This window comes from Bradyrhizobium sp. 172 (genome assembly GCF_023101065.1).
GTDB lineage: Bacteria > Pseudomonadota > Alphaproteobacteria > Rhizobiales > Xanthobacteraceae > Bradyrhizobium > Bradyrhizobium canariense_D.
Map to the genome: position 1 here is coordinate 1,984,529 of NZ_CP064701.1, position 26,239 is coordinate 2,010,767.

Here is a 26,239-nt window from a genome sequence, read left to right on the forward strand (position 1 = left end):
GACAGCGGCAATTCCGCCCGGGCTCGCGCCTGGGCATGATCAACACCAATCGGCGGCACATCGCGCGCTAGTCGTGATAGGCCGGCACCTCTATGCCGGAGGCGGCATAGAGCCTGATCTTGTTGCGCAACGTGCGCACCGAGAGGCCGAGCACGCGTGAGGCGCGCGTGCGATTGCCGTCGCAGCGGGCGAGCGTCTGCAGCACGAGCTCACGCTCGACCTCGTCGACGGTCGCGCCGATCAGCAGCGGAACGATCTGGTTCGGTGAAAGGACATACGCGCCCGGTTCGGACGCAGCGACATGAACAGTGGTCATCGACACACTCCCCGATCAACGCCCGCTTCCGTCTTTGGAAGCGGATCGAGAACAAACGACCCCCAAGCCGTAGATCTACGGTGGGCGGGTTTGGTTAACGAAAGGTTAACAGCGGGCGATCGCACGAATTGACCTTGGGAATGCCGCCGCGCCGCCGCGATTGGCACGGATTGCATATTCCTGCGAGCATACCCCGCAAAGCAGGCATCCCTCCCGCTCACACCGTCCGGTATCCGCCATCCACCATCACGATCGTTCCCGTGACGTAGGCCGACATGTCCGACGCAAGGAAGATCGCGGGACCCACGATGTCCTCGGGCTTGCCGGTGCGCGCCAGCGGGGTGTGATCGACGAAAGCCTGCACCAGCGCCGGATTGGTCGCACGCACATTGGCGTTGATGTTAGTCTCGATGAAGCCCGGCCCGATTGCATTGACGCGCACGCCCTCCTTGCCGAGCTCGACCGCGAGCGCCTTGGTGAAGCCGAGCACGCCGTGTTTCGAGGTGGTGTAGGCCGCCGAGCTCGGCGTGCGCAGATGCACGAAGGACTGGATCGATCCGATATTGACGATGCGGCCCTTGGCTGCTCGCAAGGGCGCGAGGAACGCCTGCGTCATGTTGAAGACGCCGTTGAGGTTGAGCGAGATGATGTCATTCCAATCCTTCGCCACCGTCTCGGTATCGGCGGTGAAGGCGTTGCGGCGGGTGATGCCGGCATTGTTGACGAGGATCGAGACCTGCCCGACCTTGTCGGCGACTTGCCTGGCGAGCGCGAAGCAGTCGTCGCGTCTGGTGACGTCGAGTGCAAAGCTCTCGGCCTTGCCGCCGGACTTGCGGATCCCCTCGGCGGCTTCCGCGACCGTGTCGGCGTTGACGTCGAGCAGCACCACCTGCGCGCCCTCGCGGGCGTAGCCGGCCGCGATGGCCCGGCCGATGCCCGAACCGGCGCCCGTGATGACGGCGATATGGTTTGCGAGCAATGCCATGACAATTTCCTCCCGATTTCTTTTCGAAGTTTCATGAAAGGCTAACTCGAAATTAAGGGGTCGGAAACGGCGCCCTTGGCATACTGATCTTGATTGCTAAACGTTGCGCGCATGATGGAACGGCTCGAATCCTGGAAACTCGCACTCGAACGCCTGCGGTCGGTGGACGGCGCCGATTGGGCCGAGGCCGGACGGCTGGTGGCCGAGATCGCGCGGATGAGCACCGATACCATGCTGCGTCAGGCCGCCGAGCAGGCGCTTCCTGTGCTGCGCCAGGCCGTGGACAATGACGATCACAGCGTCACGCTGGCGGCACGGCGCCGTCTCGGCGTGGTGCTCGATGTCGTTCACGACCTGACCGCGCCGCGCTTCGGGCGCCGCAATGCTGCGCCGAAAAAATTGTCCAGCGAGGATCGTGCCCGCAAGGTGCTCGGCCTGCCGCTCGCGGTGCAGCTCACCTGCGAGGACATCAATCAGGCGTATCGCCGCGCCGCCAAGGGCATGCACCCCGACCAGGGCGGCAGCGCGGAAGCGTTCATCGACCTCGCCGCCGCGCGCGACCTCCTGATCCATCCCGGCGCGTACAAGGACGCGTGAGGGCTCATGTGCTATCCTGTAGCCCGGATGAGCGAAGCGACATCCGGGACGGGTCTAGCCCATGGTTTTGTATCGCAGAAATTTTCTTCCCGGCGGCACCTACTTTTTCACTGTAGCGCTCTTCGACCGCAGATCGACCATTTTGATTGAAAACGTTGGCGCCCTGCGTGATGCCTTCCGGGCCGCTCGCAGGGAGCGCCCGTTCGAGGTCGATGCGATCGTGATCCTTCCGGACCATTTGCATGTCGTCATGAGCCTCCCGCCGCATGACGCCGATTTCGCGGGACGTTGGCGAAGGATCGAGGGGCATTTCAGCAGCGCACTACTGCATGCGGGTATCGACGTAGCCCGCCACTCCAATGGAGAATTGGCTCTGTGGCAACGACGCTACTGGGAGCACACGGTTCGCGACGAAGATGATTTCGCCCGCCACGTGGATTACATTCACTTCAACCCCGTCAAGCATCGCTACGTCCAGCGCGTTTGTGATTGGCCGCATTCGTCCTTTCACCGATATGCGCGGGCGGGATTGCTCTCGGAAGACTGGGCGGGCGATGCCGGCGAAAGTGGGATTGCTTTCGGTGAGCGAGCCCAGGGAGGCTGACCGGGAATTCCCGAATATCGCTTCGCTCATCCGGGCTACGGACGTCAGACTTGGAGTCGGACGCTGGTGCGCCCCGGACAAGATGTGAGTGGGTCCGCCAACCGGCCAGGTTCAAAGCGTGTGCGCGGAAAATGCGTGACGTCGGCCGAAAAACCGGTGGTCCGTCCAAAAGAAAAGGGCGGTCCGCTTGCGCGATCCGCCCTTTGAAATCCGGTCTGTCGCCTCACGCCTAGAGCGTGCAGCGGCGCTCCGCGCGCAGCTTGATCTGGAGCTCCGAGGCGGCCGTGAAGGTCGGGAGCGGCTTGCTGACGACCTTGTAGGTCGACACGCCCCACTGGAACGGCTTGTACTTGAGGTCCTCGTTCCAGACCTGGCAAATGCCGGTGTTGTCCCAGCGGATCACGTAATAGCCGACTGCCGCAGAGGCCGGCACGGCGAACACGGAGGTGGCGATGCCGGCAACGGCACAAAGGGCGAGAACGCGACGCATGAAATATCTCCTGATGGGAACGTGAGAGAAAACTGGTGCGGCAAATCTGCGTGGCTGGCAAGCGGGGCGGCGACCGTTCACGGATATGTCAGCCGTTGGTCGGCTGTTCGGACGACCCTTATCCCTTGACTATCGCCTGACGATCACACGTCTAACTCTTGGCCAGCGACGCCACCGCCTCGATCTCGATCAGCATCTTCGGATCGGGCAGTGCGTGGATCACGCAGGTGGTGCGGGCAGGGTAGGGCGGCGGGCCGAAGGCGCCGGCATAGAGCGCGTTCATGGCGGCGACGTCGGAGGCGCGGGTCAGCAGCACGTTGACCTTGACGAGATCGCGGATCTCGGCGCCGGCCTCCGCCAGCACGCGCTTGATGTTGATGGCGACATTGGCGAACTGCGCCTCGAAGCCGTCGGGCAGCGCGCCGTTCGCGTCGAAGCCGGGAATGCCGGAGACGAACAGGAGATCGCCTGCGCGCGTGGCAAAGGACAGCGGCGGCGCCTTGACGTGCGGCGGGGGCGCGAAATGCTGGATCGGCATGGGATCACCTCGGATGGAGGGCTGGAAGCGCAAGCGTAGCGGCAGCTCGGGGCGCCTCCAACAAAAAACGCGAAAACAACCCCATGCACAGTAGGCATCTAGCAGGAATCATTGAGCTTTCTTTTTCACTTCGGGAAAAACAAAATAATCGTTGCTCCGTCGGGCAAAACAGGGGCAGAATGGCATGATGGCGGGTGAGCGTCTTGTCGCGCCAAACTCCGCCGTCATGCCCCGGCTCGACCGGGGCATCCAGTACGCCGCGGTTTCGGTTCACTATCGCTCTCTCTGGAATACTGGATCGCCCGGTTGAACCGGGCGATGACAGTTGGGTGTGTTGCTACAGACCGCGACTCGCGCCCATCCCATCATGTTGCCGCCCCGATCCATCGGATAGATTCCGCTCGTTCGATTCGTTTCCCTCCTTGAAGAATAGCCCCCGGAGACTCCCATGAAGTTCGCATCCACCCTCCGCGCCGCGCTGGTCGGCATTGCCGCGCTTGCCGGCCTCTCGACCTCGGCTCTGGCCGACGGCGGCACCGTGGTGCTGACGATCTACAAGGCGGGCTGGATCATCGGCGGCTCCGGCGGCTCGGGCGTGCTGAACTTCCGCGGCCGCGCCTATTCGCTCTCGACCGGCGGGCTCGACTACGGCCTCGTCTTCGGCGGCTCCAAGACCGTGCTGCGCGGCCGCGTCTCCAACATCAACCGGCCCTCCGACATCGCCGGCGTCTATGGCGCCGCCGGTGCGGGCATCGCAGTGGGCCGCGGCGCGCGTGCGATCGTGCTGACCAACCAGAAGGGCGCCGTGCTCGAGCTGTCCGGCACGCAGGTCGGCCTGATGGCGAATGCGGATCTGAGCGGGCTTGCGATCACGCTGCGGTAAGGCCGATGTCGTAGGGGGAAATGGGGCGCAAGCGCCGCGCCCACCATCTCTTCCCGACAATTCCGGCCGGGGTCGCTATACTCACGATCCCAGTGACCTCGGCAAGATGGGGATCCCATGGCGAGAGAGTTGGACGGCAAGGTGGCGGCCGTGACCGGGGCTGCGTCGGGCATCGGATTGGCCAGCACCGAGGCGATGCTGGCCGCCGGCGCGCGCGTGGTGATGGTCGACCGCGATGAGGCCGCGCTGAAGGCGCTCCGCGACAAGCACGGCGACGCGGTGATCCCGCTGCTCATCGATCTGCTGGACCCAAAAGACTGTGCAACGGTGCTGCCGCGCGTTCTGGAGCAGGCCGGCCAGCTCGATATCCTGCATGCGAATGCCGGGACGTATGTCGGTGGCGATCTGGTCGATGCCGACACCATGGCGATCGACCGGATGCTGAACCTGAATGTCAACGTCGTGATGAAGAACGTACACGACGTGCTGCCGCACATGATCGCGCGCGGGACCGGCGACATCATCGTCACGAGCTCGCTGGCGGCGCATTTTCCCACGCCATGGGAGCCGGTCTATGCGTCGTCCAAATGGGCGGTGAACTGCTTCGTCCAGACGGTGCGGCGCCAGGTCTTCAAGCACGGCATCCGCGTCGGCTCGATTTCGCCCGGTCCGGTCGTCAGCGCCTTGCTCGCGGACTGGCCGCCGGAGAAGCTGAAGGAAGCCAGGGACTCGGGAAGCCTGCTGGAGGCCGGCGACGTGGCTGAGGTCGTGATGTTCATGCTGACGCGGCCGCGCGGCATGACCATCCGCGACGTGGTGATGCTGCCGACCAATTTCGATCTTTAGGGCGCCAAGCGTGCCCCGGTGAACACCGCCAATTGCGCATCGAACGCCCGCCTGAACGCGGGCCGCGCTTCGCCGCGAGCCACATAGACGGCGATATCTGGATATTCGTCCAGCATGCCTGATGCGTTCAACCTGCGCAGCACTGTCACCATCATGAGGTCGCCGGCGCTGAACGCGCCGTCGAGCCAGTCGGCATCGCCGAGGCGACGGGCCAATTCGCCGAGCCTGACATGGACGCGATCCTGCAGCATGGGCAGCCGCTCCGCGTACCAGCTCTTGTCGCGCTCGAACAGCATGGCCATCCCGAGCTCGATGATCGGCGGCTCCAGCGTGCTCAGCGCAGCAAACATCCAGGCGATCGCGCGGGCCCGGGCGTGCGGCTCCGTCGGCAGCAGCCCGGCGTGACGCTCGGCGATATGGAGCACGATCGCGCCGGACTCGAACAGGGCGAGATCGCCGTGCTCGTAGGTCGGAATCTGCCCGAATGGATGCAGGGCGAGATGCGCGGGTTCTTTCATCGCTTGGAACGAAACCAGACGCACGTCGTAAGGCTGGCCGACCTCTTCGAGCGCCCAGCGCACCCGCATGTCGCGGGCTTGCCCCTTGCCGCGGTCGGGCGAGCTTTCGAAGGCGGTGATGGTGGGGGGCATCGGGAGGGGCTCCGGGGTTGATCGCGTTTTGCGTTCGGAGGACGAATGGAATGAGTGGATTCCGACAGGTTAATGCGTTTTCGTGGACCCCGTAGGCCGCATGAGCGATAGCGATATGCGGGGCAGCTGCCGGCCCCGGATGTCGCTGTCGCTCATCCGGGCTACAAGAAAATCCCGCCGCCGCTGTCGGAACGTCCCTACCTGCCACGTCCTTGGAACATCGGCGCGCCGCCGCGCGCCCGCCCGAGGCGAAAGGATATCCGTTCATGACCTCCATCACGCCGTTTCTCTGGTTCGACAACAACGTGCCGGCGGCCGTCGCCTTCTACAAATCGGTGTTTCCCAACGCCAAGGTTGAGACCGTCAGCGACTTCATGGCGGTGTTCGAGCTCGAAGGCCAGCGCTTCAACGCGCTCAACGGGGGCCCGCAATACAAGTTCAACGAAGCGGTGTCGTTCTTCATCAGCGTGGAGACGCAAGCGGAAGTCGATTATTTCTGGGACAGGCTCACCGCCGACGGCGGCGAAGAATCCCGCTGCGGCTGGCTCAAGGACAGGTTCGGGCTGTCCTGGCAGGTGATCCCATCAGCGCTCGGCCGCTACCTCGGCGACCCCGACCGCAGCAAGGCGAACCGCGTCATGCAGGCGATGATGCAGATGAGAAAGATCGTGATTGCGGATTTGGATAGGGCGTATGCTGGGTGAGGCAGGTGCCCGTGCCCCGGACGCAGCGCATCGCGCCGCTCTTCGCGGCGTGGTGCGCTGCAGAGCCGGGGCCCATGCCGCATCCGTGCCGGAGCTTCTGGGTCCCGGGTCTGCGCTTCGCTTGCCCGGGACACGCGAGCAGGCCAAAGCGGGGACACTCTCGACTATTCCGTTGCAGCGATCCACGCCGCAAGCTCGCGCCACGGCTCCAGCGTCCAATGCCCGGACGCCGCGCCGGACGGCGAGGGCAGCACGAACATCTCGGGCAGACTCTCATCCCGCAGCTGCCGCCCCAGCGCAATCCCGCTTGACGGCCTGCCATAAAACAAGCTCGCCGCCTTCTTGCTCGTGAACGCAATTGTCCTTGGCTGATACTTTTCGATCTTGGCCCTGAACCCCGGCACGTCGATCGTCTCCGCCGCGATCTGGTGATCCATCCCGGCGCCCGATTTGGAAAGATCGGTGAAGCCGATCCCGAGATCGAGCAAGCTTGCGAACTGGCCCGGCTGATAGCGCCGCGGCGTGATCCCGGCCTCATGAATCGCGCGCCAGAAGCGGTTTCCGGGATGGGCGTAATAGTGCCCGAGCTCGGCCGACCGCGTCGAGGCGGCGGTGCCGACGAAGACGAGACGGAGGTTGGGAAGGAGCTGGTCGGGGAGGCGGTGAGGGGATGTATCCGGCACGTCAATTATCCGCGGCTGTAGCCCGCATGAACGGAGTGATATGCGGGGCGGCAAAGACCCGGATGTCGCTGCGCTCATCCGGGCTACGCTTGCCCGCGCTAGTCCGATTTGCGCGTCACACGCACCGCCCGAGCCGCATCTAACTCATAAACTCCGTCGGTGCAGTGGTCTGTCAAAAGATCGAGGCTGAATGATACCCAAGAGTCTCCAATTGCAGACCATGCTTCGCCGGTAAGTTTGGTTTCGTGGACATTGATACTGCGGAAGCTATCCCACGAAATCCGCGGACTAATCCATCACAGGTCATCTGACCGAACCGCGCTAAAATCGACCAACCCTTGGAAAACCACCAGTCCAAGAGCCGGTACCGCAATCACTTGTCCGGTGTCACTTGCAATGCGATCTCGAATGGCGTGGTGTTCCGGATCGATAATGCAAGTATCGCCACACGCGACAACGATCACGTCCCTTCCGTTGGGATGATCGAGCACAGTGGTGCAATCGAAGATGCCTCCCACGAAATTGCCGATCCATGGATCGGAACCCTTGGGATAGAAGCGGACAACCAAACCTTCCCGAAATTCGCGCTCACCGTGTCCGGTCAAAGAGATGGCCGGAGGTCCGTACGGTGGTAGTCCTGGTAGTATTTCAGACCGCATGGGCCGTTCGCATTGCGTTTCCAACTTTGGGGGCGACGATCGTCGCCCCCAAAGTTCGCACGGGCCCGCTCACAACACCCGATTGCTCTCCTTCACCTTCTCCGCATCCAGATACAAGTTCTCGCCCATCTCCTTGAACTTCGCGCTCATCTTAGCCATGCCGTCCTCGGCGGTGCCGCTCATCGACATGCCCACGCCGTTCGGGTCGTTCAGCGTCGCGGCGTAGTCGCGGACGTCCTGCGTGATCTTCATCGAGCAGAATTTTGGGCCGCACATCGAGCAGAAATGCGCGACCTTGTGGGCTTCCTTCGGCAGGGTCTCGTCGTGGAAGTTCTTGGCGGTCTCGGGGTCGAGGCCGAGGTTGAACTGGTCGCTCCAGCGGAAGTCGAAACGGGCGCGGGAGAGCGCGTCGTCGCGCAGCTGGGCTGCCGGGTGACCCTTGGCGAGATCGGAGGCGTGGGCGGCGATCTTGTAGGTGATGACGCCGACCTTGACGTCGTTGCGATCGGGCAGGCCGAGATGCTCCTTCGGCGTGACGTAGCAGAGCATGGCGCAGCCGAACCAGCCGATCATGGCGGCGCCGATGCCCGAGGTGATGTGGTCGTAGCCCGGCGCGATGTCGGTGGTCAGGGGCCCGAGGGTGTAGAACGGCGCTTCGCCGCATTCCTTGAGCTGCTTGTCCATGTTGATCTTGATCTTGTGCATCGGCACGTGGCCGGGGCCTTCGATCATGACCTGGCAGCCCTTGTCCCACGCGATCTTGGTGAGTTCTCCGAGCGTCTCCAATTCGGCGAATTGCGCGCGATCGTTGGCATCGGCGATCGAGCCCGGACGCAGGCCGTCGCCGAGCGAGAACGAGACGTCATACTTGCGCATGAGATCGCAGATCTCGTCGAAATGGGTGTAGAGGAAGCTTTCCTTGTGATGCGCCAGGCACCACTTGGCCATGATCGAGCCGCCGCGCGACACGATGCCGGTGACGCGGTTGGCGGTGAGGTGGATGTATTGCAGGCGCACGCCGGCGTGGATGGTGAAATAGTCGACGCCCTGCTCGCACTGCTCGATCAGCGTGTCCTTGTAGAGCTCCCAGGTCAGCTTGACCGGATCGCCGTCGCACTTCTCCAGCGCCTGATAGATCGGAACGGTGCCGATCGGCACCGGCGCGTTGCGCAAAATCCATTCGCGGGTGGTGTGGATGTTGCGCCCGGTCGAGAGGTCCATCACGGTATCGGCGCCCCAGCGGATCGCCCACACCATCTTCTCAACCTCTTCCTCGACCGATGACGTCACCGCCGAGTTGCCGATATTGGCGTTGATCTTGGTCAGGAAGTTGCGGCCGATGATCATTGGCTCGAGTTCGGCGTGGTTGATGTTGCAGGGGATGATGGCACGTCCCCGCGCGATCTCGCTGCGGACGAACTCCGGGGTGATGAAGGCGGGCACTTCCGCGCCAAAGCTTTCGCCGTCGGCAAGGGCTGCTTCCGCACGCTCGAGCTGCTCCTTGCGGCCGAGATTTTCGCGTGCCGCGACGTAGATCATCTCCTTGCTGATGATGCCGGCACGGGCGAATTCGAGCTGCGTAATCTTGTGGCCGTCGCGGCCGCGCAGCGGCTGGTGATAGGCCGAGAAGGCGCGCGCGGCCTTGTCGGTGGAGACGCTGCCATTGTCCTCCGGCTTGATCTGCCGGCCCTGATATTCCTCGACGCCGCCGCGCTCCAGCACCCAGGCCTTGCGGCCGCGCGCCAGACCGGCGTTGACGTCGATGGTCACGCTAGGGTCGGTGTAGGGGCCGGAGGTGTCGTACACCGGCAGGTTCGGTTCGCCGGCGCCTTCGGACAGGATGATCTCGCGCAGCGGCACGCGCAGGTCGGGCGCGGCATCGGGCGAGGCGAAGATTTTTCGCGACGAGGGCAGCGGGCCGGTGGTGACGGCGGGGACGGTCTTGTCGGGATTGGAGCGGATGTTCATGGGATCCTCCGGTTTAATTCGTTGATGTCGCTATGCGAGAGGCAAATTCGGCTGTCATCCCCGCCTAGTGCGCAATTGCGCACGGGAGCGGGGATCCAGTACTCCGAGACGGTGCGGCTCAAGCCGAGAAGCCGCGGCGTACGGGATCGCCCGGTCGAGCCGGGCGATGACAGTGGCGTGCGGGGTGAGAGAGTGAGGCGCATCACGCCGCCTCCGCGGACAGGCCGAGCCATTGCCGCACCCGCGCATCCGGGTCGGCATTCTGGGTGACGTCGCTGACGACGGCGATGGAATCCGCGCCCGCGGCAAAGATCTCCGCGGCGTGCTCGAACTTGATGCCGCCGATCGCGACCAGCGGGATGTGGCCTACGCGCTTCTTCCATTCCGTGATCTTCGGAATGCCCTGCGGTTCGAAACGCATCGATTTGAGCGTGGTGAAGAAGATCGGGCCCAGCGCGACATAGTCGGGCTCGGCGGCAAGCGCGGTGTCCAGCTCCGCATCGTCGTGGGTGGAGACGCCGAGCGACAAGCCGGCCTCGCGGATGGCAGCGAGGTCGGCGTCGGCAAGGTCCTCCTGGCCGAGATGCAGATATTTTGCGCCGGCGACGATCGCCGCGCGCCAATAGTCGTTGACGACGAGCTTGGCTTGCGTGCCCGCGGTGATCGCCAGCGCGTCGGTGACCATCTGCAGCGATTGCGAGTCGTCGAGGTCCTTTGCGCGCAGCTGGATGGTGCCGACGCCGAGCTTGGTCAGGCGCTCGACCCAGGCGAGGCTGTCGACGACGGGATAAAAGCGATCAGGATACGGCATGCCAGAACGGTGTCCCAACGACAGGGGTGGAAGGGGAGGCGAAATCGCGGGCGTTCATCAGCCCGGCCTCAAAAGCGGTGCGGCCGGCCTCGACGCCGAGGCGGAAGGCGTTGGCCATCGCGACGGGATCGGCGGCCTTGGCGATGGCGGTGTTGAGCAGCACGGCGTCGTAGCCGAGTTCGAGCGCCGCGGCCGCATGCGACGGCGCGCCGATGCCGGCGTCGACCACCAGCGTGATATCGGGCAGCCGCTCGCGCATCAGCTTGAGCGCGTCACGGTTGGTGATGCCTTTTGCGCTGCCGATCGGCGCCGCCCACGGCATCACCACCTTGCAGCCGGCATCGACCAGGCGGTTCGCGATCGAGAGATCCTCGGTGCAATAGGGGAACACCTCAAAACCGTCCTTGATCAGGATGGTCGCGGCTTCGACCAGGCCGACCACGTCGGGCTGCAGCGTGTCGTTGTCGGCGATGACTTCGAGCTTGATCCAGGATGTGCCGAACAATTCGCGCGCGAGCTTGGCCGTCGTCACCGCCTCGCGCACGCTGCGGCAGCCGGCGGTGTTCGGCAGCACCGTGACGTCGAGCTCGCGGATCAGATTCCAGAACGCATCGCCGGTCTTGCCGCCGGCGGATTCGCGCCGCAGCGACACCGTGACGATGTTCGAGCCCGAGGCGCGGATCGCCGACTGCATGATCGCAGGCGAGGGATAGAGCGCGCTGCCGATCAGGAGGCGGGAGGGGAAGGTTTTGCCGTAGAAGGTCACCATGGGGTGTCTCTCCAAATGACACTGTCATCCCCGCCTAGTGCGCAAATTGCGCACGGGGGGCGGGGATCCAGTATTCCAGAGGCGGTGCGGTTAGAACCGAGACGCCGCGGCGTACTGGATCGCCCGGTCAAGCCGGGCGATGACAGCTGAGTGTTCGGCGAGCGCGCCATCATCATCACCCTCCCTGCCGCGGCGTGATGATCTCGATCTCGTCGCCGGGCTTCAGCGCCGTCTCGGCCCAGCGGCTCTTCGGCACGACGTCGTAGTTGAGCGCGATCGCGAAATGGGTGCCCTCGTAGTCGAGCTCGCTGAGCAGCGCGTCGACGCTGGCCGAATTCACCTCGCGCTGCTCGCCGTTCACGATCACGCGCATTGCATCACCTCATTGTCGATCTGGCCGCGCTCGACAAAGCCAAGCGTCAGCTCGGCCAGCGCCGGGGCGATCAGGAAGCCGTGACGGTAGAGGCCGTTCACGCTGATCGTGTTGCCGCGAATGCCGATGCGCGGCAGATTGTCGGGAAAAGCGGGGCGCAGGCCGGAGCCGAATTCGACGATGCGGGCCTCGCCGAAGGCGGGATGCACGGCATAGGCCGCGCCCAACAGCTCCAGCGCCGAGCGGACGCTGACGCCGGTGTCCTCGGCCTCGATCGAGGTCGCGCCGAGCATGAACAGATTGTCCTCGCGCGGGATCACATAGAGCGGCCAGCGCGGATGGATCAGCCGCACCGGCCGCGCAAGCTGCACCTCGCTGGTCTCGATCAGGATCATCTCGCCCTTGACGCCGCGCAAGCCGGGCTGCTCGTCGCGCGCAGCAAGGCCGCGGCAGTCGATCACGATGCCTTCAGGATCAAGTTTTGCGAGTTCGGCCGCGGCGACGTCGCTTTCGAACTTGATGGTGCCGCCGGCGGCGCGGATGCGCTCGTGCAGTTTCGGGAGCACGCGGCGCGGCTCGACATGGCCCTCGGTCGGAAAGAACAGCGCGTCGCGGAAGCGGCCTTCGAGCGAGGGCTCGAGCTCGGCAAGGCCGGCGGCATCGAGCCGGCGATGGCCCTCGGTCATCCGGGCAAAACGCTCGAAGTCGCTGCGCTCGCGCGGGTGGGCGACGACCAGCGAGCCGTTGAAGGGCGTGTCGGGCAGCTCGCGCCGCCAGATGTCGAGCGAGCGCAGGCCGAGCCTGGAGATGATCGGTTCGGAAACTTCCGCCTCGCAATAGGGCGCGAGCATGCCGCCGGCCCAATGGCTGGTGGCATCGGTCATGTCGGCGTCACCGCGCTCGTGCAAGGTGACGGCGTGGCCGGCCTGCGCGAACAGCAAGGCCTGCCAGGCGCCTGCGATGCCTGCGCCGATGATGGATACCGGGGAATCCGGTCGCTTGGTCGTCTGCAACATCCCTGTCCCTTCGCCGGCATGACCCGGATCAGGTTCAAAGGGTCACCGCGGTCCTGGGCGGATTTGCCCATTTAGCGGTATCTCAGCTCCTCCTCGGAGCACCCCTCGGAACGGCTCTAATGTATGCCAGCAGGGCAGGGTGGTCAACGCGCTTGGGCGGGAACCGCGCTTACCTGGGCGCCTGCGCCCGGGCGTTGCGGACGCGCTGGGCGAGCTTCCTGTGCGGCGCGGCGCCGAATATCGGCTGCGGATTGCCGTTCGGCTCGAGCCAAGGGGCGCCCATATTGGCCTCGCTCGTATTGGCGACCTGCACGGCCTCCTGCCGCTGCCGCTTTGCGGCGTAGTAATAGCCGCCGGCGAAATAACGCACGGCGCGGGCGTGATCGCCATTGGCGGCGTGATAGGCGCCGGCGAGATATTTCACGGCATAGGTGAGGTTGGTATTGGGATCGCGCAGGCCGGCGGCGTCGCCGGTGTAGCCGACCCCGCGCGCGGTCGCGAGCTTGATCTGCATCAGCCCGATGGTGCCGCCATGGCCGACCAGGCCGGGCTGATAGCGGCTTTCGCGCATGATGACGCGATGCACCAGCGCCTCCGGCACGCCGTTGGCGCGGGCATGGGCCGCGACCATCTCGGCGTACTCCGCTTGGCCCGCGAATGCGGCCTGTGGCAACGTCAGTCCGGCCGCGAGCAGCGCGGCGACATGTAAAATTTTCATCAAATGTTCCTCGGCACCGCTCACCTGCGCCCGCTCGCGTTAGGCCCCGCGAACGCGGCGATGATGTGGCGAAACGCCTCCGATTACGTTTTTGCAGCGCAGAGCCGTCATTCGGACGCAAGGCCGGCGTAGGGCTTGTCATGCAGACGAAGCCGTCATTCGCGACAGCGGGCCTGTCTATTCGCGTGCGGGCCCGAAAGCGAGTAAGAGAGCGGCGCAAATCGGGAGAGGTGCCATGACAAAAGCAAACGTGGTGAAGGCACACATCGGCGACATTCCCAGGCAAAATCCCTGTGCGCAATGCGGCGCGCCGATCCCCCAACCTGATTGGATCGAGGCGGGCGACGGACGCATCTCCTATCTTTGGACATGCCGTGCTTGCAATTATCGCTTCGAGGCGGTTGCGATTTTTGATGAGGGAGCCGTCGCGCACCCGCCGCTTGCGGCCTGAGGTTTAGTCTTCGGGCCTGATCTTTTCGGAAAACCGCTGCACACTTTGCGCTGGCGCGACCCTTCGGGTCCGGATCATGGCTTAAGCCGCAAGCTGCGGCTGCTGCCGTACCGGCAATTGCATCCGCACGATCGGCCCATGCGGCTCCGGGTCGTGCAGCGACAGCTCGCCGCCGTGGGCGATCGCGATCGCGCGCGCCGCATGAATTTATCCACGAAATCGTGCGCTGCGAAATGTTCCTGAGTGACTTAGGAACAATTGAACGCAGCCCAGATGCTCGCGCAGCACGCGACGAAATTGCAGCACGCGCGGAACTGGGACTGATCCGAGCTGTTTTCTCCGCACAAGTTTTCTGCTGAAGGAGAGGACAATATGTTGATGAAATCGATCGCGGCCGGTCTTGCCGGTACCGCACTGCTCGCAACCGTTGCGTTCGCGCAAAATCCGACCGCCACCACCGACAAGGCGCCGGCTGCCGCGGCGACGACGACCACCACGACCGCGTCGGGACAGTGGCGTACGTCCAAGATGGACGGCATCAAGGTCTATAACGACGCCAATGAGAACATCGGCTCGATCAACGATCTGCTGATGGACAAGAGCGGTAACATCAAGATCGCTGTGATCGGCGTCGGCGGCTTCCTCGGCCTGGGCGAGCATCTGGTTGCGGTGCCCTTTGAGAAGCTGAAATTCGTCAACGAGGCGGTTGCCTACACCGGCGCTGCCGGGAACAACCCGAACAGCGCAGCCAACCGGCCCGCGGCGACTACCACGACGGGTGCCGCGACCGGCACCGACAACAAGCCCGCGACGACAACGACGGCCACGTCCGCGTCGAAATGGTATCCGGACCACGCCGTGTTCAATGCGAGCAAGGACGAGCTGAAGAACATGCCCGAGTTCAAATACTCGGAGTAACGCGGCTCTGAACGGCTAAACGAAGCGCGCCCGGTTTTTGCCGGGCGCGCTGTCGTGCTCTTCCCAACCTCTCCCCGCAAGCGGGAAGAGGGAGAAGAACTTCAGTGCGTCACCAGCGGGCAGCCGCCCTTGTCGAGCGGACGGAAGGCCTCGTCGCCGGGCACGGTGGCGATCAGCTTGTAGAGGTCCCACTCGCCCTTGGAGTCCTCGGGCTTCTTGACCTCGAACAGATACATGTCGTGGACCATGCGGCCGTCGATGCGGATCTTGCCGTTCTTGGCGAAGAAGTCGTTGACCGGTGTCTTGCGCATCTGCTCCATCACCTTCGGTGCCTCGTCGGTCTTGATGGCGTCGATCGCCTTCAGGTAATGCATGGTCGCGGAATAGAGCCCCGCCTGGATCATGGTCGGCATGTGACCGACCTTCTCGTTGAAGCGCTTGGAGAAGGCGCGCGTCTCCTCGTTGGTGTCCCAGTAGAACGCGTCGGTGATGATCAGGCCTTGCGTCGACTTGATGCCGAGCGAATGAACGTCGGTGATCTCCATGAGCAAGGCGATCATCTTCTGGCCGCCCTCCGTCAGGCCGAACTCGGCCGCCTGTTTCAGCGCATTGGTGGTGTCGCCGCCGGCATTGGCCAGTGCGACCACCTTGGCCTTGGAGGCCTGGGCCTGGAGCAGGAAGGAGGAGAAGTCCGACGAGTTGAGCGGATGGCGGACCTCGCCGAGCACCTTGCCGCCGCTCTCCTTGACGACGTTGGCGGCGTCGCGCTGCAGCGCCATGCCGAAGGCGTAGTCGGCGGTGACGAAGAACCAGGTGTCCTCGCCGCGCTTGACCATCGCCTTGCCGGCGACGTTCGACAGCGCATAGGTGTCGTAGGTCCAGTGCACCGTGTTGGGCGAGCAGGCGACGCCCGTGATATCGGATGAGCCGCCGCCGGAATTGATGTGGATCTTGTTCTTCTCGCGCGTCAACGCCGAGATCGGCAGCGCCACCGACGAGGTCGGCACGTCGAAGATCGCGTCGACCTTGTCGTTGTCGTACCAGTTGCGGGCGATGTTGACGCCGACGTCGGGCTTGTTCTGGTGATCGGCGGAGACCACCTGCACGGGCTTGCCCGCGACTTTGGCACCGTAATCGGCGACCGCCATCTCCACGGCGGCGAGCGAGCCCTTGCCGGTCGCGTCCGCATAGAGGCTCGACATGTCCGTGAGCACGCCGATCTTGACGACGTCGTCGGAAATCTGCGCCTGGGCGGCGCCTGACGTGGCGGCGAGCGCGAGACCGGCCGCGATCGCGGCGATGAGCTTTTGCATTTTGTTTCTCCCTCAGCGTTGTTGTTTGGGTTTTGTTGCGGGGACCGTTCTAACGACAATCTGTCCCCGGAGCAAAGCCCGAGAATGCGCGAGGAGGGTTGAGAAATAAGCAGGGCGCGGCAGTGTTTTCACCCTCTCCCCGGGAGAAGGAAGAAGCTCACGCGCTGCTGCCCTTGAGCCGTTCGTTGCGCCGGCGCAGGCCTTCCAGGGTGGCGAGCAGGATGACCGAGACCGTCGTCAGGATCACCGCTGCCGCCGTGATGGTCGGGCTGATGTTCTCGCGGATGCCGCTGAACATCTCGCGCGGCAGGGTGCGCTGCTCGGGACCTGCCATGAACAGCACGATCACCACCTCATCGAAGCTGGTCGCGAAGGCGAACAGGGCCCCCGATGCCACGCCGGGCAGGATCAGCGGCAGGATCACGCGGCGGAAGGCGTCAAGCGGCGAGGCACCGAGCGAGGCGGCAGCGCGGGCCAGATTGGTGTCGAAGCTCTGCAGCGTCGCGCCGACCGTGATGACGACGAAGGGCGTCGCCAGCGCGGTGTGGGCCAGGATCAAGCCGAGATAGCTGCCAGTCAATCCGATCGGCGCGAAGAAGAAATAGAGACCGACCGCGGTGATGACCCCGGGCACGACGACCGGCGACAGCACGAAGGCCAGCACGAGCGGCTTGAACCGGCTCTTCCACTGCGCCAGCCCTAACGCCGCCAGCGTGCCGAGCACCATCGACAGCAGGGTCGAGGCGACACCGATGATCATGCTGTTCTTCAGCGAATTCATCCAGCGCGGCGAATTGATGAAGTCGTCGTACCAGCGCAGCGAGAGGCCCGGCAGCGGATAGGTGAGGTACGAGCCCGAGCTGAACGACAGCGGCATGATCGCAAGGATCGGCGCAATCAGGAAGATGAACACCAGCGTGGAGATCACGATGGTCGCGGTCCACGCAATGCGCTGGCTCGGCGTGCGGATGGAGGAATTGTCGCTCAATTCTTCATCCCTCCCGTGACCTGCTGTCCCTGCACCAGCTTTCCGTAGACGAGCGCGAGCAGAATAGTGGCGAGCAGCAGCACCGCACCCAGTGCCGAAGCAAGGCCCCAATTGGCCGTCTCGGTCGTGTAGAGCGCGATGAAGTAGCTGATCATCTGATCGGCGGCGCCCCCGACGAGTGCTGGCGTGATGTAATAGCCGAGCGCCAGGATGAAGACGAGCAGGCTTCCCGCGCCGATGCCGGGCAGCGTCTGAGGCAGGTAGATCCGCAGGAAGGCGGTGAGCGGCGGCGCGCCGAGCGAGGCGGCGGCACGCATGTAAGCAGGCGAGATCGCCTTCATGCTGCTGTACAGCGGCAGGATCATGAACGGCAGGAGAACGTGGGTCATGGCCACGCAGACACCAAAGCGGTTGTAGATCAGGCGCAATGGCTCGTCGATGATGCCAAGCCAGAGCAGGCTGTCGTTCACGACGCCTTTGCCCTGCAACAGAACGATCCAGGCGCAGGTGCGGACCAGAAGCGACGTCCAGAACGGCAGCAGGACGAAGATCATCAGCAAATTCGACCGGCCGGGCGGCAGCGCCGCCAGCAGGTAGGCGACCGGGAAGCCAAGGATCAGGCACAGCACCGTGACACTGAGGCTGATGAGGAAGGTGCGGACGAAAACGTCGCGGTAGATGGCCTGATCGGGCGGAGCTGCGACAATCGCGCCGTCCACGTTCCGCGTCAGATCGAGCGCCGACAAAAGATAGAAGCCGGTCACGGGGCCACTGGCGTCCTTGATCGTGGTCCAGGTGGCGCGTTCGCGCCAGGCCGGGTTGATCTTGCCCAGCGTCTCCCTCGCCGTGCCGGGCTCGGGCGCAGTCTTCAGATTGCGTGCGGTGCTGGTCAGGATCGTGCGGAAGCCGTTCAGTGCGTAGTTGAGCCGCTTGGCCGCAATCGCAATGGTGCCGGAATCGCGCGCCGCCATGATGTCGCCCGCCAGCGCCGCGTAGGCCTTTTCGTCCGGCAGATCCCTGCCGTCCCAACTGGCGAGAGCCGCGATGGTCTGAGGCAGAACCAGACGCACCTCGCGGTCATCGACGGCACGCCACAGCATGCCGGCGATGGGCCCAGCGAAGGTGAAGAGCAGGAAGACGAGAAGCGGCAGAACCAGCGCCAATGCTTTGACCTGGCGTGCTCGCTCCGCCCGCCGCAATCGGCGCTTGAGCGGCACCTCGGTCGGGCCATGGGCGCCGGTCAAGAGCGCATCCGTCATTGGTCTAACCTTGGGTCGAGCTTTGTGGGGACGCTATTTCGCGGCCCATTTGTTGAAGCGCTCGGTCAGGCGGTCGATGTTCTCGAGCCAAAAGGCAACATTGATCTCCACCGCATTCTTGATGTTGTCAGGCGCTGTCGGCAGGTCCTTCAGAACAGCAGGCGCGAGCAGGGCGGCTGCGTCCTTGTTCGAGGTGCCATAAGCAATGTTCTCCGACAGTTTCGACTGGTTCTCAGCCTTGCCGACGAAGTCCAGGAACTTGTAGGCCGCGTCCTTGTTCGGGCTGCCTTTCAGGATCACCCAAGTGTCGAGGGTGAAGAGCGCTCCGTCCCAGACCATGCCAAAATTCTTCTTCTCGTTCTTGTTCGCGGTGTCGATGCGGCCATTGTAGACCGAGGTCATTGCCACCTCGCCGGAGGCGAGCAATTGCGGCGGCTGAGCGCCGGCCTTCCACCAGACGATGTCGCCCTTGATGGTGTCCAGCTTCTTGAACGCGCGCTCGACGCCCTCGTCGGTCGCCAGCACCTTGTAGACGTCCTTTGGCGCGACGCCGTCGGCCATGAGGGCGATCTCCAGCGTGGTCTTCGGCCCCTGACGCAGGGCACGCTTGCCCGGGATCTTCTTGGTGTCGAAGAAGTCGGCCCAGCCCTTCGGGGCCTCCTTGAGCTTGTCCTTGTCGTAGCCGAGAACGAAATCGTAGAGGATGGCGCCGACGCCGCAAGGATTGACCGACGGTGGGATATAGGCGGCCTCGCCGCCGATCTTCGAATAGTCGAGCTTTTCGAACAGGCCTTCCTCGCAGCCAACCGCCAGCTCGTCGCTCTCGACCTGGACGACGTCCCAGGTGGCGGCACCACCCTGCACCTTGGCGCGCAACACGCCGACGCCGCCGTCCCAGGACTCGTCATTCAAGGGAACACCGGTCGCTTTCTTGAACGGCTCGAAATAGACCTTCTTCTGGGCATCCTGATAGGCGCCGCCCCACGACACAACGGTGAGGTCACGCGCCTGCGCGACCGTGGCCAGCGTCGCGCTGGCGGTGAATGCCGCGGCCAAACCCAGAATAATCTTGCGCTTCAGCATGGTCTTTGTTCCTTCTTCTTCACGTGACTTGCGTTGAGCTTGGTTGGTCCAGGTCCGCCCACCTTGGAGCGATGCTGCATGGTCGGATCAGACGGGATCGAGGGCCAGGCAGTCCTCCGGGCGGAAGGTGATGAACACGTCATCGCCAGGTCTCAGGCTGCCAGCTGTAAGGCTGCCAGCTCTCAGGCTGTCGTGTGTCCCCGGCTGAAGCTTGACCATGAACTCCTTGTTGTCGGCGACGTCGAGCACGGCCAGCGCGTGGTCGCCGAGGTAGATGGTGTTCTGCACCTTGGCCGGCAGTCGGTTCGGTTCGTCGCTGGAGATGCCATCCGGGATGATGGCGATCCGCTCCGGCCGCACCGACAGCGAGGTCGATGCGCCCGCGCCTGATACGTTGACCGCTCGTGCGGTCACGGCGCCGCCGCCCGCCAGCACAACGCGGCAATATTGTTTCTCGACCGTCTCGACGGTGCCGGACAGCACGTTGTTCTCGCCGATGAAATGGGCGACGAAGCTGTTCACCGGATGCTCATACAGCGCGTCGGGCCTGTCGATCTGCTGCACGATGCCATCGTTGAACACGGCGATGCGGTCCGACATGGTGAGCGCTTCACTTTGATCGTGGGTGACATAGACGACGGTGATGCCCATGGTCTCGTGCAGCTGCTTGATCTCCAGTTGCATCTGCTCCCGCAGGCGCTTGTCTAGGGCGCCCAGCGGCTCGTCCATCAGCACGAGTTGCGGATTGAAAACCAGCGCGCGGGCCAGCGCCACGCGCTGCTGTTGACCGCCGGACAGCTGCCCGGGCCGCCGCTGCGCCAGAGTTTCCATCTTGATCATGCGCAATGCCGCTTTGACACGATCCTGCGCTTCGGCCTTGTTCGTGTTGCGAACGGAGAGCGGGAAGGCGATATTCTCCGCAATCGTCAGGTGCGGAAACAGGGCATAATTCTGGAACACCATGCCGATGTCGCGCTTGTGTGCCGGCACGTTCTTGATCGGTCGGTCCGCGAGGAAGATCTCGCCATGGGTCGGAACCTCGAAACCCGCCAGCATCATCAGGGTGGTCGTCTTGCCCGAGCCCGACGGACCAAGCAGGGTGACGAACTCGCCCTTCCTGATGTCGAGATCGAGGTTTTTCACCACGAGGTGCTCGCCATCATAGGTCTTCTGAATGCCGGAAAAGCGCACCAGCGCCGGCGCAGGCGTAACCATGCCGGCTTCCATGTCGTCCTCGCGTTGTCAGCCACAGTGCTGTCAGCACCCCGTCCCCGGGGTGCGAGGAACAGCTTAGCATCGTCCGACCAGATTGCCAGCGGCGCAAGCGACTGCGCGCACGGACCCGTCGGGAAAAGGGGCGCGCTACATCCCCGACAGCTTCGTCACGGATACATTCAGCGAGCCCCCGGCTTCCGCGATCACGCGCAGCGTCTTGGAGTCGAAGGCGATGTCGGCGAGGCTCAGGCTGTCGATCTTCGCTTCGACCTTGATGCCATCCTCGTTCTTCTGATAGTCGGCGATCGCGGCGGCGATCTTCTCGCGTGCGTTGGCGGCAATCGGCTTCAGATCGACCGTCGCTTTCTGCACCAGCGCCTGCTGCATCTGCGGCACCACCGCGCGCGCCGCGGCACCCAGCAGGCCGAAGGCCGCCTCGGATTCCACGGCGAGCTGGATGTCGGCGAGCCGCAGCGTCTGCTGCGCCTGGTCGAGCATCGGCCGGCCCCAGATGTGCACGGTCGCTTCGGCGCCGAGACCAAGCCAGCTCTTCTTCTCCTTGGCGCGCACCAGCAGCGAGATCAGGAGGCGCTCGCCCGACGGGATCACGTTGACGCTCTTGACGGTGACATCGACCGGGCCGGAGCCGTCCTCGGGATAGGTGTGGCCGACCATCTGCGCCGCGATGAGCTTGTTGATCTCGGTGAAGGGCACGTCGATCGGCACGCCAATGTTCACACCGGTGCCGGTCGGCGGCACGATCGAGATCTTGTCGGGGAACGGGCAGTCGGGCTTGGTCGGCGTCGAGATCACGCGCGTCTCGAGCTCGAGGCCAAGCAGCAGCGTCACGTTCTGTGCGTCGACGCGCGGCTGTGCCGCGATGGCGCGGGTCGGCTTCATCTCGAGCCAAAGCGGCGGCAGCGCGGCGGAAGACCCCGAGCCTTGCAGCGGGATCGAGCGGCAGGCCTTGGCCCATTGCAGCTTCGCGTTGTCCCGCAAGGTCGGATCGTTGCGCATGCGTTCGGAGACGGCGTTGATCTGTTCGCCGACGGTCTTGTCGATCAGCGGCTTCACCTGGGCAGGCACGTTGACCTTGGCGCCCGAAATGTTGAGGTTGGTATCGCCAAGATTGACCTGGGCGCCGAGATTGGGCTCGAGATGCCAGTTGGCGGCGAGCTTCGGCCGCGAGGTAACGACGACGTTGCCCTTGATCTCGGCGCTGGCGTTCAAATTCTTGATGTTGACCGCGCCGATCTGTTTCGCGGCATTGCCGCCGAGCACGCTGCCGAGCGCCTCGCCGAGCGCGCCGGTGGCTTTCGACGACAGCGAGCCCGTCACGTTCAGCTTGCCCGTGAGCGGCGTCGAGATCGTCAGCACGTCCTTGTCGCCGGCAGTCGCCATCGGTCCGCGTACCGCCGACCAGCCGATGTCGGCGTTCTCCAGGATTTGCGAGATCGGGTTCTCGGCCTTGCCGGCGAAATTGCGCGGAGCGGCCTTCTCGGCCTGCTCGCGGATCGCCGACAGCGCGATGGCGACCGGCGCCACCACGATCGAGCTCTTCGAGACCGGCGGCAGCGGCGGCAATTGCGCGACCGGCGGCGCGGAATTCGTCGCCCGCGGCGACAGCCAGTCCATCGCCTTCAGGCTGATGAAAAACGACGCCGCGAGCACCGCGACGGCGATCAGGACAGTTTTCAAGTTCAGCGTCAGTCGCATCAATCCCCCAGGCCGCCCCGGGGCAGAAGTCTACAGGGCAGGCAAGGAGGGCGCTAGAGCCCACCGATGGGGTGGAATTGGGGCAAACATATTAACGGCCGCGAACGCACCGTTGCCGCGCATTCGTCCTCGCGTACCTAGCCGCGCTTCGGACGGCGCACCGCCCTCACATTGCCGCGATCTCCGCCACCGCAGAAGAAACGGTCGCCGCCATCGGACTCCAATCCTGACACCATCGTCCCGGCGGGCAGGTCGAGCTGCTCCAGCACCTTGCCCGTCTCGGGGTCGATCCGCCTGATGTCGCTGTCCTCGCCTTCCCAGGTGCCGTGCCAGAGCTCGCCGTCGACCCAGGTCACGCCGGTGACGAAGCGCTTGCTTTCGATGGTGCGGAGAATTTTTCCCGTCTGGGGATCGACCTGATGGATCTTGCGCTCCCGATACTGTCCGACCCAGAGCGAGCCCTCGGCCCAGGCCAGTCCGGAATCGCCGCCGCCGCCGGGTGCCGGGATGGTGGCGAGCACCTTGCCGGTCACAGCGTCGATCTTCTGGATGCGGTCCTCGGCGATCTGGAACAGGTGGCGGCCGTCGAACGCCGTTCCCGCATGCGCGGCGACATCGATGGAGCGGGTGATCTTGCCATCGGCCGGGTCGACCGCGTTCAATCTGTCGCCGGATGCGAACCACATAAGGCTGCCGTCATAGGTGACGCCGTGCACGGCTTCGACGCCTGCATAGGGCCCGTATTCCCTGACGATCTCGGCGGCTGAACGTTTCATCTGCTCGGTCCCTGCGGTGTGAATCCCACTTTACGTCTTCATGAGCGGTCCGGGGAGTAACAAGCCTGTCGGGAAACCCGGCACGGGCGGCGTCATCCAGCGCCGCGCCCGTCCGTGTCCGAAGGACTGCACCTTGTTCGATCGCGCCAGCTCTTCGAGGGCCCGTTGCACGGTGCGCGCGCTCGTTCCCAGCGCCAGCGCGAGCGCCGAACTCGACCAGGGCTCGCCATCAGAGAGGAAGGCGAGCACATTGGCGTGCTTCTCCTCGACGGGCCGTGCGAGGACGAGAACCTGCCGCGTGTTGCGCGGCGTCAGCGCAAAACCTTGCCTGGTCGCGCTGACGTCGGCCAGAGGCTTGAGCTTGGTGCGGAGCCGCCCGATTTCGACGCGCAGCCGGGCGCGATGCGATTCATCGACGTGCCTTGCCTGAAACGCTCCCGTGATCAACCCTTCCCGCGAGACATCGGCCGGCCAGGCCTGCGCCAGGATGCGCGCGAGTGCGAACAGCACCGGCCGCGTTCCGAGCGGCACGAGGATGCCTCGCCTGCGAACCGCGTGATGGAACGTGTCCACCACGAGCGCCTCCGATGTCACGAGGTCCTCGACCTCCTCGAGCAGTAGCGGCCGTTCGTGCCCGCGCGTGATCAAGCGCGCTGCGGGCGTGTCGAGCACGCGGCTCGTGCCTTCGACCTCGGCCGCAAGCGCGGGAATGCCGGCCTGTCGTGCTGCGCTCGCCGCGCGCCCGAGCGCCGCGCGCGCGTCTTTCGTTCTGAGCCGCCGGATCGCGATGCCGGCAATCACGAGTTCGCGGCCGACCTGCGCAGCCGGGGGCAGCGGCGTGGACTTGATGTCGGCCAGCGTGCGTTCGGCCTCGTCAAGGCGCCCGAGAAGGAGAAGTCGGCGCGCCTCGATGTGACCCGCATGGGCCGCGTTGGCGAGGTCACCGTGGCTTGCGAGCGTCGCCCGCGCGGCCACGAGCGTGTTGGCCGGCCAATTCAGGTCGCGCGAGACGAGTGCGATCTCGGCCTCCGCGACGACGCATCTTGCCCGCGCGACCGCCTCTCTCGGGCCGAAGGCACGTGCGGCGCTGCGCAGCAGCGTCTTCGCCTTGGCGAGATCGCCGAGTTGCGCCATCGCGATGCCGCGCAGCGCCAGCGAAGGTGCATCGTTGCGCAGCGCAACGCGGTTCAGCGCGCCGAGCGGATCGCCGGCTTGGAGCGCGCGCGCCGCGGCCGTGATCAGCGACTCCATTCAAATCCCGCCACACTTGTTACTCCCACCACGCAACCGTCCGGTGCGAGAGATCGTTGACGGCCGACAATGTGCGGCGAGGGGCGAGCGGTTCCGCATCTTGCATAGCGAGATACGGAACGGCCGCCCGGGAAAAGTTGGAGAGCCATGATGACATCAGCTGACAACGCAGGAAATAACGGACAAGCCGCCATGCAAACACCGCCGGTGGTGTCGCCGCAGGACTGGGAGGCCGCCCGTCAGCAACTGCTCGTGAAGGAAAAGGCGCATACCCGTGCCCGCGATGCCCTGGCGGCCGAGCGCCGGCGCATGCCGTGGATGGAAGTGACCAAAACCTATGCGTTCGAGGGGCCGGGCGGCAAGGTCAGTCTGCACGACCTGTTCCAGGGCCGGCGGCAGCTGATCGTCTACCGTGCGTTCTTCGAGCCGGGCGTGTTCGGCTGGCCGGATCATGCCTGCCGCGGCTGCTCCATGGTGGCCGACCAGGTCGCGCATGTCGCGCACCTCAATGCCCGCGACACCACGCTGGTGTTCGCCTCGCGCGCACCGCAGGCCGATATCAGCAGGCTGAAGCAGCGGATGGGCTGGACCATGCCATGGGTCACCGTCACCGACAGTTTCGATGCGGATTTCGGCGTCGACGAGTGGCACGGGACCAACGTGTTCTTCCGCGACGGCGACCGGATCTTCCGCACCTATTTCGTCAAGAGCCGGGGCGACGAGCAGATGGGCGGCACCTGGAATTACCTCGACATCACGCCGCTGGGACGGCAGGAGGTCTGGGAGGATTCGCCGAAAGGCTATCCGCAGACGCCGACCTACAAATGGTGGAACTGGCACGACAGCTACACCGAAGGTGCGGCGCCCGACAAGAGATGGGTCGAGATCTCGACCGCGGGCGAGAAGGCTTTTCGCGAGGAGGCGGCTGAAGGACGTGACTAGTCCCGTCAGCGCAATGGCCGGCGCGAGCCGCAACGGTGTGGTGGCTGCGCGCCACCTCGCCAGATGGTTGGGGCTGGCGGCGACGCCGACCTTCGCGATCATGGCCGTACTGACGGCCATGCTTGATGGCCCGGCGGACATGCTGTGTGGCTCCGGACATGGGGCGATGCTCGGCGGGATGGTGCCGATGTATCTGCTGATGAGCGCGTTTCATTCGGCGGCGTGGCTGAGGCTGATCGCAGATCGGCGGGGCCGGTGGCCCTACTGCGAAGCCGCCTGCAAATAGGCAACGATCTTGCCCGCTTCCTCCGCCGAGACGCCGCCATAGGGCTGCATCTTGTTGCCGGAGACGACCTCGTCCGGCTTGAGCATGAAGCGGGTGAGTTTGTCCTGGTCCCAGACGAAGCCGGCTTCCTTCATCGACGAAGAATAGTTGTAGTTCGGCAGCGCGCCGGCCTTGCGTCCGACGATTTTGTTGAGGTTGGGGCCCAGACGATTGTCGCCCTCTTTCACCGAGTGGCAGGTGCGGCAGGAATTGTTGAAGGCTTGCTGGGCTGCATCGTCGCTCCCCGGCTGCTGTGCGCGCGAGGTGGGCACGGTCAGCAGCAGTGCCACGGCGGCAGCGATCGCGCGCAGGCATTTGCCTTGCGGCGTTTGCGGACGTGATTGCATTCGCGCCGCCATCGGGGATCGCGCCGCAGCACGCGCGCGCATCGG

At 64.6% G+C, this 26,239-nt stretch carries 31 protein-coding genes and 1 riboswitch; of the genes, 9 read left to right on the forward strand and 22 right to left on the reverse strand.

Going from position 1 to position 26,239, the window contains the following annotated elements; translation table 11 throughout:
- Positions 1–67: 67 nt before the first annotated feature.
- Positions 68–316: a helix-turn-helix domain-containing protein gene (locus IVB07_RS09405; RefSeq protein ID WP_018454141.1), complete on the reverse strand. Its 249-nt coding sequence runs from the start codon at positions 314–316 to the stop codon at positions 68–70.
- Between the two features lie 217 nt (positions 317–533).
- A complete protein-coding gene (locus IVB07_RS09410) occupies positions 534–1,301 on the reverse strand; it encodes an SDR family oxidoreductase (protein WP_247294965.1) in 768 nt (255 codons plus the stop codon).
- A gap of 111 nt (positions 1,302–1,412) precedes the next feature.
- Here IVB07_RS09410 and IVB07_RS09415 point away from each other — a divergent pair, with 111 nt between their 5' ends.
- Complete coding sequence (locus tag IVB07_RS09415) at positions 1,413–1,898, forward strand: molecular chaperone DnaJ (RefSeq protein ID WP_018454143.1); 486 nt, start codon at positions 1,413–1,415, stop codon at positions 1,896–1,898.
- A gap of 61 nt (positions 1,899–1,959) precedes the next feature.
- On the forward strand, positions 1,960–2,502 hold the full coding sequence (locus tag IVB07_RS09420; protein ID WP_085351857.1) for a transposase: 543 nt from the start codon (positions 1,960–1,962) through the stop codon (positions 2,500–2,502).
- A gap of 229 nt (positions 2,503–2,731) precedes the next feature.
- Here IVB07_RS09420 and IVB07_RS09425 read toward each other — a convergent pair whose 3' ends face one another.
- Together IVB07_RS09425 and IVB07_RS09430 are read right to left on the reverse strand one after the other, a co-directional pair.
- Positions 2,732–2,992 (reverse strand): hypothetical protein, encoded by a 261-nt coding sequence (locus tag IVB07_RS09425; protein ID WP_007613673.1) that lies wholly within the window; start codon positions 2,990–2,992, stop codon positions 2,732–2,734.
- Positions 2,993–3,143: 151 nt separating this feature from the next.
- On the reverse strand, positions 3,144–3,530 hold the full coding sequence (locus tag IVB07_RS09430) for a RidA family protein (RefSeq protein WP_247294963.1): 387 nt from the start codon (positions 3,528–3,530) through the stop codon (positions 3,144–3,146).
- Positions 3,531–3,978: 448 nt separating this feature from the next.
- Here IVB07_RS09430 and IVB07_RS09435 point away from each other — a divergent pair, with 448 nt between their 5' ends.
- Positions 3,979–4,413: a hypothetical protein gene (locus IVB07_RS09435; RefSeq protein ID WP_018454147.1), complete on the forward strand. Its 435-nt coding sequence runs from the start codon at positions 3,979–3,981 to the stop codon at positions 4,411–4,413.
- 117 nt (positions 4,414–4,530) lie between these two features.
- Positions 4,531–5,259 (forward strand): SDR family oxidoreductase, encoded by a 729-nt coding sequence (locus IVB07_RS09440; RefSeq protein ID WP_085351856.1) that lies wholly within the window; start codon positions 4,531–4,533, stop codon positions 5,257–5,259.
- Here IVB07_RS09440 and IVB07_RS09445 read toward each other — a convergent pair.
- Positions 5,256–5,909, reverse strand: a complete 654-nt coding sequence (locus tag IVB07_RS09445) for a glutathione S-transferase family protein (protein ID WP_247767623.1) — start codon at positions 5,907–5,909, stop codon at positions 5,256–5,258. The two genes, IVB07_RS09440 and IVB07_RS09445, sit on opposite strands and share 4 nt — an antisense overlap.
- Before the next feature lie 266 nt (positions 5,910–6,175).
- Between IVB07_RS09445 and IVB07_RS09450 the strand changes: the two genes are divergently transcribed.
- On the forward strand, positions 6,176–6,613 hold the full coding sequence (locus IVB07_RS09450; protein WP_085349134.1) for a VOC family protein: 438 nt from the start codon (positions 6,176–6,178) through the stop codon (positions 6,611–6,613).
- A 164-nt stretch (positions 6,614–6,777) separates the two neighbouring features.
- Here the strand turns inward: IVB07_RS09450 and IVB07_RS09455 are convergent, their stop codons facing one another.
- The 8 genes from IVB07_RS09455 to IVB07_RS09490 all read right to left on the reverse strand — a co-directional run bounded on the left by IVB07_RS09455 (position 6,778) and on the right by IVB07_RS09490 (position 13,610).
- Positions 6,778–7,296, reverse strand: a complete 519-nt coding sequence (locus IVB07_RS09455; protein WP_247294960.1) for a mismatch-specific DNA-glycosylase — start codon at positions 7,294–7,296, stop codon at positions 6,778–6,780.
- 296 nt (positions 7,297–7,592) lie between these two features.
- Positions 7,593–7,901 carry a hypothetical protein gene (locus tag IVB07_RS09460; protein WP_247294958.1) on the reverse strand — a complete coding sequence of 103 codons (309 nt, stop codon included), beginning with the start codon at positions 7,899–7,901 and terminating at the stop codon, positions 7,593–7,595.
- Between the two features lie 123 nt (positions 7,902–8,024).
- The gene (thiC, locus tag IVB07_RS09465) at positions 8,025–9,923 is read right to left on the reverse strand and encodes a phosphomethylpyrimidine synthase ThiC (protein ID WP_247767624.1); all 1,899 of its coding nucleotides are present in this window, start codon (positions 9,921–9,923) and stop codon (positions 8,025–8,027) included.
- A 202-nt stretch (positions 9,924–10,125) separates the two neighbouring features.
- On the reverse strand, positions 10,126–10,734 hold the full coding sequence (locus IVB07_RS09470; RefSeq protein WP_085349131.1) for a thiamine phosphate synthase: 609 nt from the start codon (positions 10,732–10,734) through the stop codon (positions 10,126–10,128).
- Positions 10,721–11,503, reverse strand: coding sequence for a thiazole synthase (locus IVB07_RS09475; protein ID WP_247361152.1), 783 nt, complete (start codon positions 11,501–11,503; stop codon positions 10,721–10,723). Before IVB07_RS09475 ends, IVB07_RS09470 begins: the two co-directional genes overlap by 14 nt.
- Before the next feature lie 175 nt (positions 11,504–11,678).
- A complete protein-coding gene (thiS, locus tag IVB07_RS09480) occupies positions 11,679–11,876 on the reverse strand; it encodes a sulfur carrier protein ThiS (protein ID WP_085349129.1) in 198 nt (65 codons plus the stop codon).
- A complete protein-coding gene (locus tag IVB07_RS09485) occupies positions 11,867–12,892 on the reverse strand; it encodes an FAD-dependent oxidoreductase (protein ID WP_247294948.1) in 1,026 nt (341 codons plus the stop codon). Before IVB07_RS09485 ends, thiS begins: the two co-directional genes overlap by 10 nt.
- Positions 12,880–13,008, reverse strand: a riboswitch (TPP riboswitch). Its footprint overlaps the gene before it by 13 nt.
- A gap of 53 nt (positions 13,009–13,061) precedes the next feature.
- Positions 13,062–13,610: a lytic transglycosylase domain-containing protein gene (locus IVB07_RS09490; protein ID WP_247294945.1), complete on the reverse strand. Its 549-nt coding sequence runs from the start codon at positions 13,608–13,610 to the stop codon at positions 13,062–13,064.
- 235 nt (positions 13,611–13,845) lie between these two features.
- Here IVB07_RS09490 and IVB07_RS09495 point away from each other — a divergent pair, with 235 nt between their 5' ends.
- Entirely contained in the window at positions 13,846–14,061 is a 216-nt protein-coding gene (locus IVB07_RS09495) for a hypothetical protein (protein ID WP_018454159.1), read from the forward strand.
- 372 nt (positions 14,062–14,433) lie between these two features.
- Positions 14,434–14,979 carry a PRC-barrel domain-containing protein gene (locus IVB07_RS09500; protein WP_018454160.1) on the forward strand — a complete coding sequence of 182 codons (546 nt, stop codon included), beginning with the start codon at positions 14,434–14,436 and terminating at the stop codon, positions 14,977–14,979.
- A 101-nt stretch (positions 14,980–15,080) separates the two neighbouring features.
- Here IVB07_RS09500 and IVB07_RS09505 read toward each other — a convergent pair whose 3' ends face one another.
- The 8 genes from IVB07_RS09505 to IVB07_RS09540 form a co-directional block, all read right to left on the reverse strand.
- On the reverse strand, positions 15,081–16,292 hold the full coding sequence (locus tag IVB07_RS09505) for an ABC transporter substrate-binding protein (protein ID WP_018454161.1): 1,212 nt from the start codon (positions 16,290–16,292) through the stop codon (positions 15,081–15,083).
- 157 nt (positions 16,293–16,449) lie between these two features.
- The gene (locus tag IVB07_RS09510; RefSeq protein ID WP_018454162.1) at positions 16,450–17,280 is read right to left on the reverse strand and encodes an ABC transporter permease; all 831 of its coding nucleotides are present in this window, start codon (positions 17,278–17,280) and stop codon (positions 16,450–16,452) included.
- On the reverse strand, positions 17,277–18,539 hold the full coding sequence (locus IVB07_RS09515; RefSeq protein ID WP_247294943.1) for an ABC transporter permease: 1,263 nt from the start codon (positions 18,537–18,539) through the stop codon (positions 17,277–17,279). Before IVB07_RS09515 ends, IVB07_RS09510 begins: the two co-directional genes overlap by 4 nt.
- A 33-nt stretch (positions 18,540–18,572) precedes the next feature.
- Entirely contained in the window at positions 18,573–19,622 is a 1,050-nt protein-coding gene (locus IVB07_RS09520; protein WP_085385377.1) for an ABC transporter substrate-binding protein, read from the reverse strand.
- Between the two features lie 87 nt (positions 19,623–19,709).
- Positions 19,710–20,849 carry an ABC transporter ATP-binding protein gene (locus IVB07_RS09525; RefSeq protein WP_085385378.1) on the reverse strand — a complete coding sequence of 380 codons (1,140 nt, stop codon included), beginning with the start codon at positions 20,847–20,849 and terminating at the stop codon, positions 19,710–19,712.
- Positions 20,850–20,984: 135 nt separating this feature from the next.
- Positions 20,985–22,553: a DUF4403 family protein gene (locus tag IVB07_RS09530; protein WP_085349121.1), complete on the reverse strand. Its 1,569-nt coding sequence runs from the start codon at positions 22,551–22,553 to the stop codon at positions 20,985–20,987.
- 137 nt (positions 22,554–22,690) lie between these two features.
- Positions 22,691–23,329 carry a PQQ-binding-like beta-propeller repeat protein gene (locus IVB07_RS09535; protein ID WP_085385379.1) on the reverse strand — a complete coding sequence of 213 codons (639 nt, stop codon included), beginning with the start codon at positions 23,327–23,329 and terminating at the stop codon, positions 22,691–22,693.
- A gap of 30 nt (positions 23,330–23,359) precedes the next feature.
- Entirely contained in the window at positions 23,360–24,580 is a 1,221-nt protein-coding gene (locus tag IVB07_RS09540) for a helix-turn-helix domain-containing protein (RefSeq protein ID WP_085385380.1), read from the reverse strand.
- Positions 24,581–24,727: 147 nt separating this feature from the next.
- On the opposite strand from IVB07_RS09540, the gene IVB07_RS09545 reads away from it, so the two are divergent.
- Positions 24,728–25,522, forward strand: a complete 795-nt coding sequence (locus IVB07_RS09545; protein ID WP_085385381.1) for a DUF899 domain-containing protein — start codon at positions 24,728–24,730, stop codon at positions 25,520–25,522.
- Positions 25,515–25,808 carry a hypothetical protein gene (locus IVB07_RS09550; protein ID WP_039798961.1) on the forward strand — a complete coding sequence of 98 codons (294 nt, stop codon included), beginning with the start codon at positions 25,515–25,517 and terminating at the stop codon, positions 25,806–25,808. Before IVB07_RS09545 ends, IVB07_RS09550 begins: the two co-directional genes overlap by 8 nt.
- On the opposite strand, the gene IVB07_RS09555 is transcribed toward IVB07_RS09550, so the two are convergent.
- Positions 25,784–26,194, reverse strand: a complete 411-nt coding sequence (locus tag IVB07_RS09555) for a c-type cytochrome (RefSeq protein WP_039799008.1) — start codon at positions 26,192–26,194, stop codon at positions 25,784–25,786. The two genes, IVB07_RS09550 and IVB07_RS09555, sit on opposite strands and share 25 nt — an antisense overlap.
- Positions 26,195–26,239: the final 45 nt, after the last annotated feature.

What these genes read in the sequence shown, in the direction of transcription:
- IVB07_RS09405 (WP_018454141.1), bottom strand. Translation starts at nt 316, where the DNA reads ATGACCACTGTTCATGTCGCTGCGTCCGAACCGGGCGCGTATGTCCTT.
- IVB07_RS09410 (WP_247294965.1), bottom strand. Translation starts at nt 1,301, where the DNA reads ATGGCATTGCTCGCAAACCATATCGCCGTCATCACGGGCGCCGGTTCG.
- IVB07_RS09415 (WP_018454143.1), top strand. Translation starts at nt 1,413, where the DNA reads ATGATGGAACGGCTCGAATCCTGGAAACTCGCACTCGAACGCCTGCGG.
- IVB07_RS09420 (WP_085351857.1), top strand. Translation starts at nt 1,960, where the DNA reads ATGGTTTTGTATCGCAGAAATTTTCTTCCCGGCGGCACCTACTTTTTC.
- IVB07_RS09425 (WP_007613673.1), bottom strand. Translation starts at nt 2,992, where the DNA reads ATGCGTCGCGTTCTCGCCCTTTGTGCCGTTGCCGGCATCGCCACCTCC.
- IVB07_RS09430 (WP_247294963.1), bottom strand. Translation starts at nt 3,530, where the DNA reads ATGCCGATCCAGCATTTCGCGCCCCCGCCGCACGTCAAGGCGCCGCCG.
- IVB07_RS09435 (WP_018454147.1), top strand. Translation starts at nt 3,979, where the DNA reads ATGAAGTTCGCATCCACCCTCCGCGCCGCGCTGGTCGGCATTGCCGCG.
- IVB07_RS09440 (WP_085351856.1), top strand. Translation starts at nt 4,531, where the DNA reads ATGGCGAGAGAGTTGGACGGCAAGGTGGCGGCCGTGACCGGGGCTGCG.
- IVB07_RS09445 (WP_247767623.1), bottom strand. Translation starts at nt 5,909, where the DNA reads ATGCCCCCCACCATCACCGCCTTCGAAAGCTCGCCCGACCGCGGCAAG.
- IVB07_RS09450 (WP_085349134.1), top strand. Translation starts at nt 6,176, where the DNA reads ATGACCTCCATCACGCCGTTTCTCTGGTTCGACAACAACGTGCCGGCG.
- thiC (WP_247767624.1), bottom strand. Translation starts at nt 9,923, where the DNA reads ATGAACATCCGCTCCAATCCCGACAAGACCGTCCCCGCCGTCACCACC.
- IVB07_RS09470 (WP_085349131.1), bottom strand. Translation starts at nt 10,734, where the DNA reads ATGCCGTATCCTGATCGCTTTTATCCCGTCGTCGACAGCCTCGCCTGG.
- IVB07_RS09475 (WP_247361152.1), bottom strand. Translation starts at nt 11,503, where the DNA reads ATGGTGACCTTCTACGGCAAAACCTTCCCCTCCCGCCTCCTGATCGGC.
- thiS (WP_085349129.1), bottom strand. Translation starts at nt 11,876, where the DNA reads ATGCGCGTGATCGTGAACGGCGAGCAGCGCGAGGTGAATTCGGCCAGC.
- IVB07_RS09485 (WP_247294948.1), bottom strand. Translation starts at nt 12,892, where the DNA reads ATGTTGCAGACGACCAAGCGACCGGATTCCCCGGTATCCATCATCGGC.
- IVB07_RS09490 (WP_247294945.1), bottom strand. Translation starts at nt 13,610, where the DNA reads ATGAAAATTTTACATGTCGCCGCGCTGCTCGCGGCCGGACTGACGTTG.
- IVB07_RS09495 (WP_018454159.1), top strand. Translation starts at nt 13,846, where the DNA reads ATGACAAAAGCAAACGTGGTGAAGGCACACATCGGCGACATTCCCAGG.
- IVB07_RS09500 (WP_018454160.1), top strand. Translation starts at nt 14,434, where the DNA reads ATGTTGATGAAATCGATCGCGGCCGGTCTTGCCGGTACCGCACTGCTC.
- IVB07_RS09505 (WP_018454161.1), bottom strand. Translation starts at nt 16,292, where the DNA reads ATGCAAAAGCTCATCGCCGCGATCGCGGCCGGTCTCGCGCTCGCCGCC.
- IVB07_RS09515 (WP_247294943.1), bottom strand. Translation starts at nt 18,539, where the DNA reads ATGACGGATGCGCTCTTGACCGGCGCCCATGGCCCGACCGAGGTGCCG.
- IVB07_RS09520 (WP_085385377.1), bottom strand. Translation starts at nt 19,622, where the DNA reads ATGCTGAAGCGCAAGATTATTCTGGGTTTGGCCGCGGCATTCACCGCC.
- IVB07_RS09525 (WP_085385378.1), bottom strand. Translation starts at nt 20,849, where the DNA reads ATGGAAGCCGGCATGGTTACGCCTGCGCCGGCGCTGGTGCGCTTTTCC.
- IVB07_RS09530 (WP_085349121.1), bottom strand. Translation starts at nt 22,553, where the DNA reads ATGCGACTGACGCTGAACTTGAAAACTGTCCTGATCGCCGTCGCGGTG.
- IVB07_RS09535 (WP_085385379.1), bottom strand. Translation starts at nt 23,329, where the DNA reads ATGAAACGTTCAGCCGCCGAGATCGTCAGGGAATACGGGCCCTATGCA.
- IVB07_RS09540 (WP_085385380.1), bottom strand. Translation starts at nt 24,580, where the DNA reads ATGGAGTCGCTGATCACGGCCGCGGCGCGCGCGCTCCAAGCCGGCGAT.
- IVB07_RS09545 (WP_085385381.1), top strand. Translation starts at nt 24,728, where the DNA reads ATGATGACATCAGCTGACAACGCAGGAAATAACGGACAAGCCGCCATG.
- IVB07_RS09555 (WP_039799008.1), bottom strand. Translation starts at nt 26,194, where the DNA reads ATGCAATCACGTCCGCAAACGCCGCAAGGCAAATGCCTGCGCGCGATC.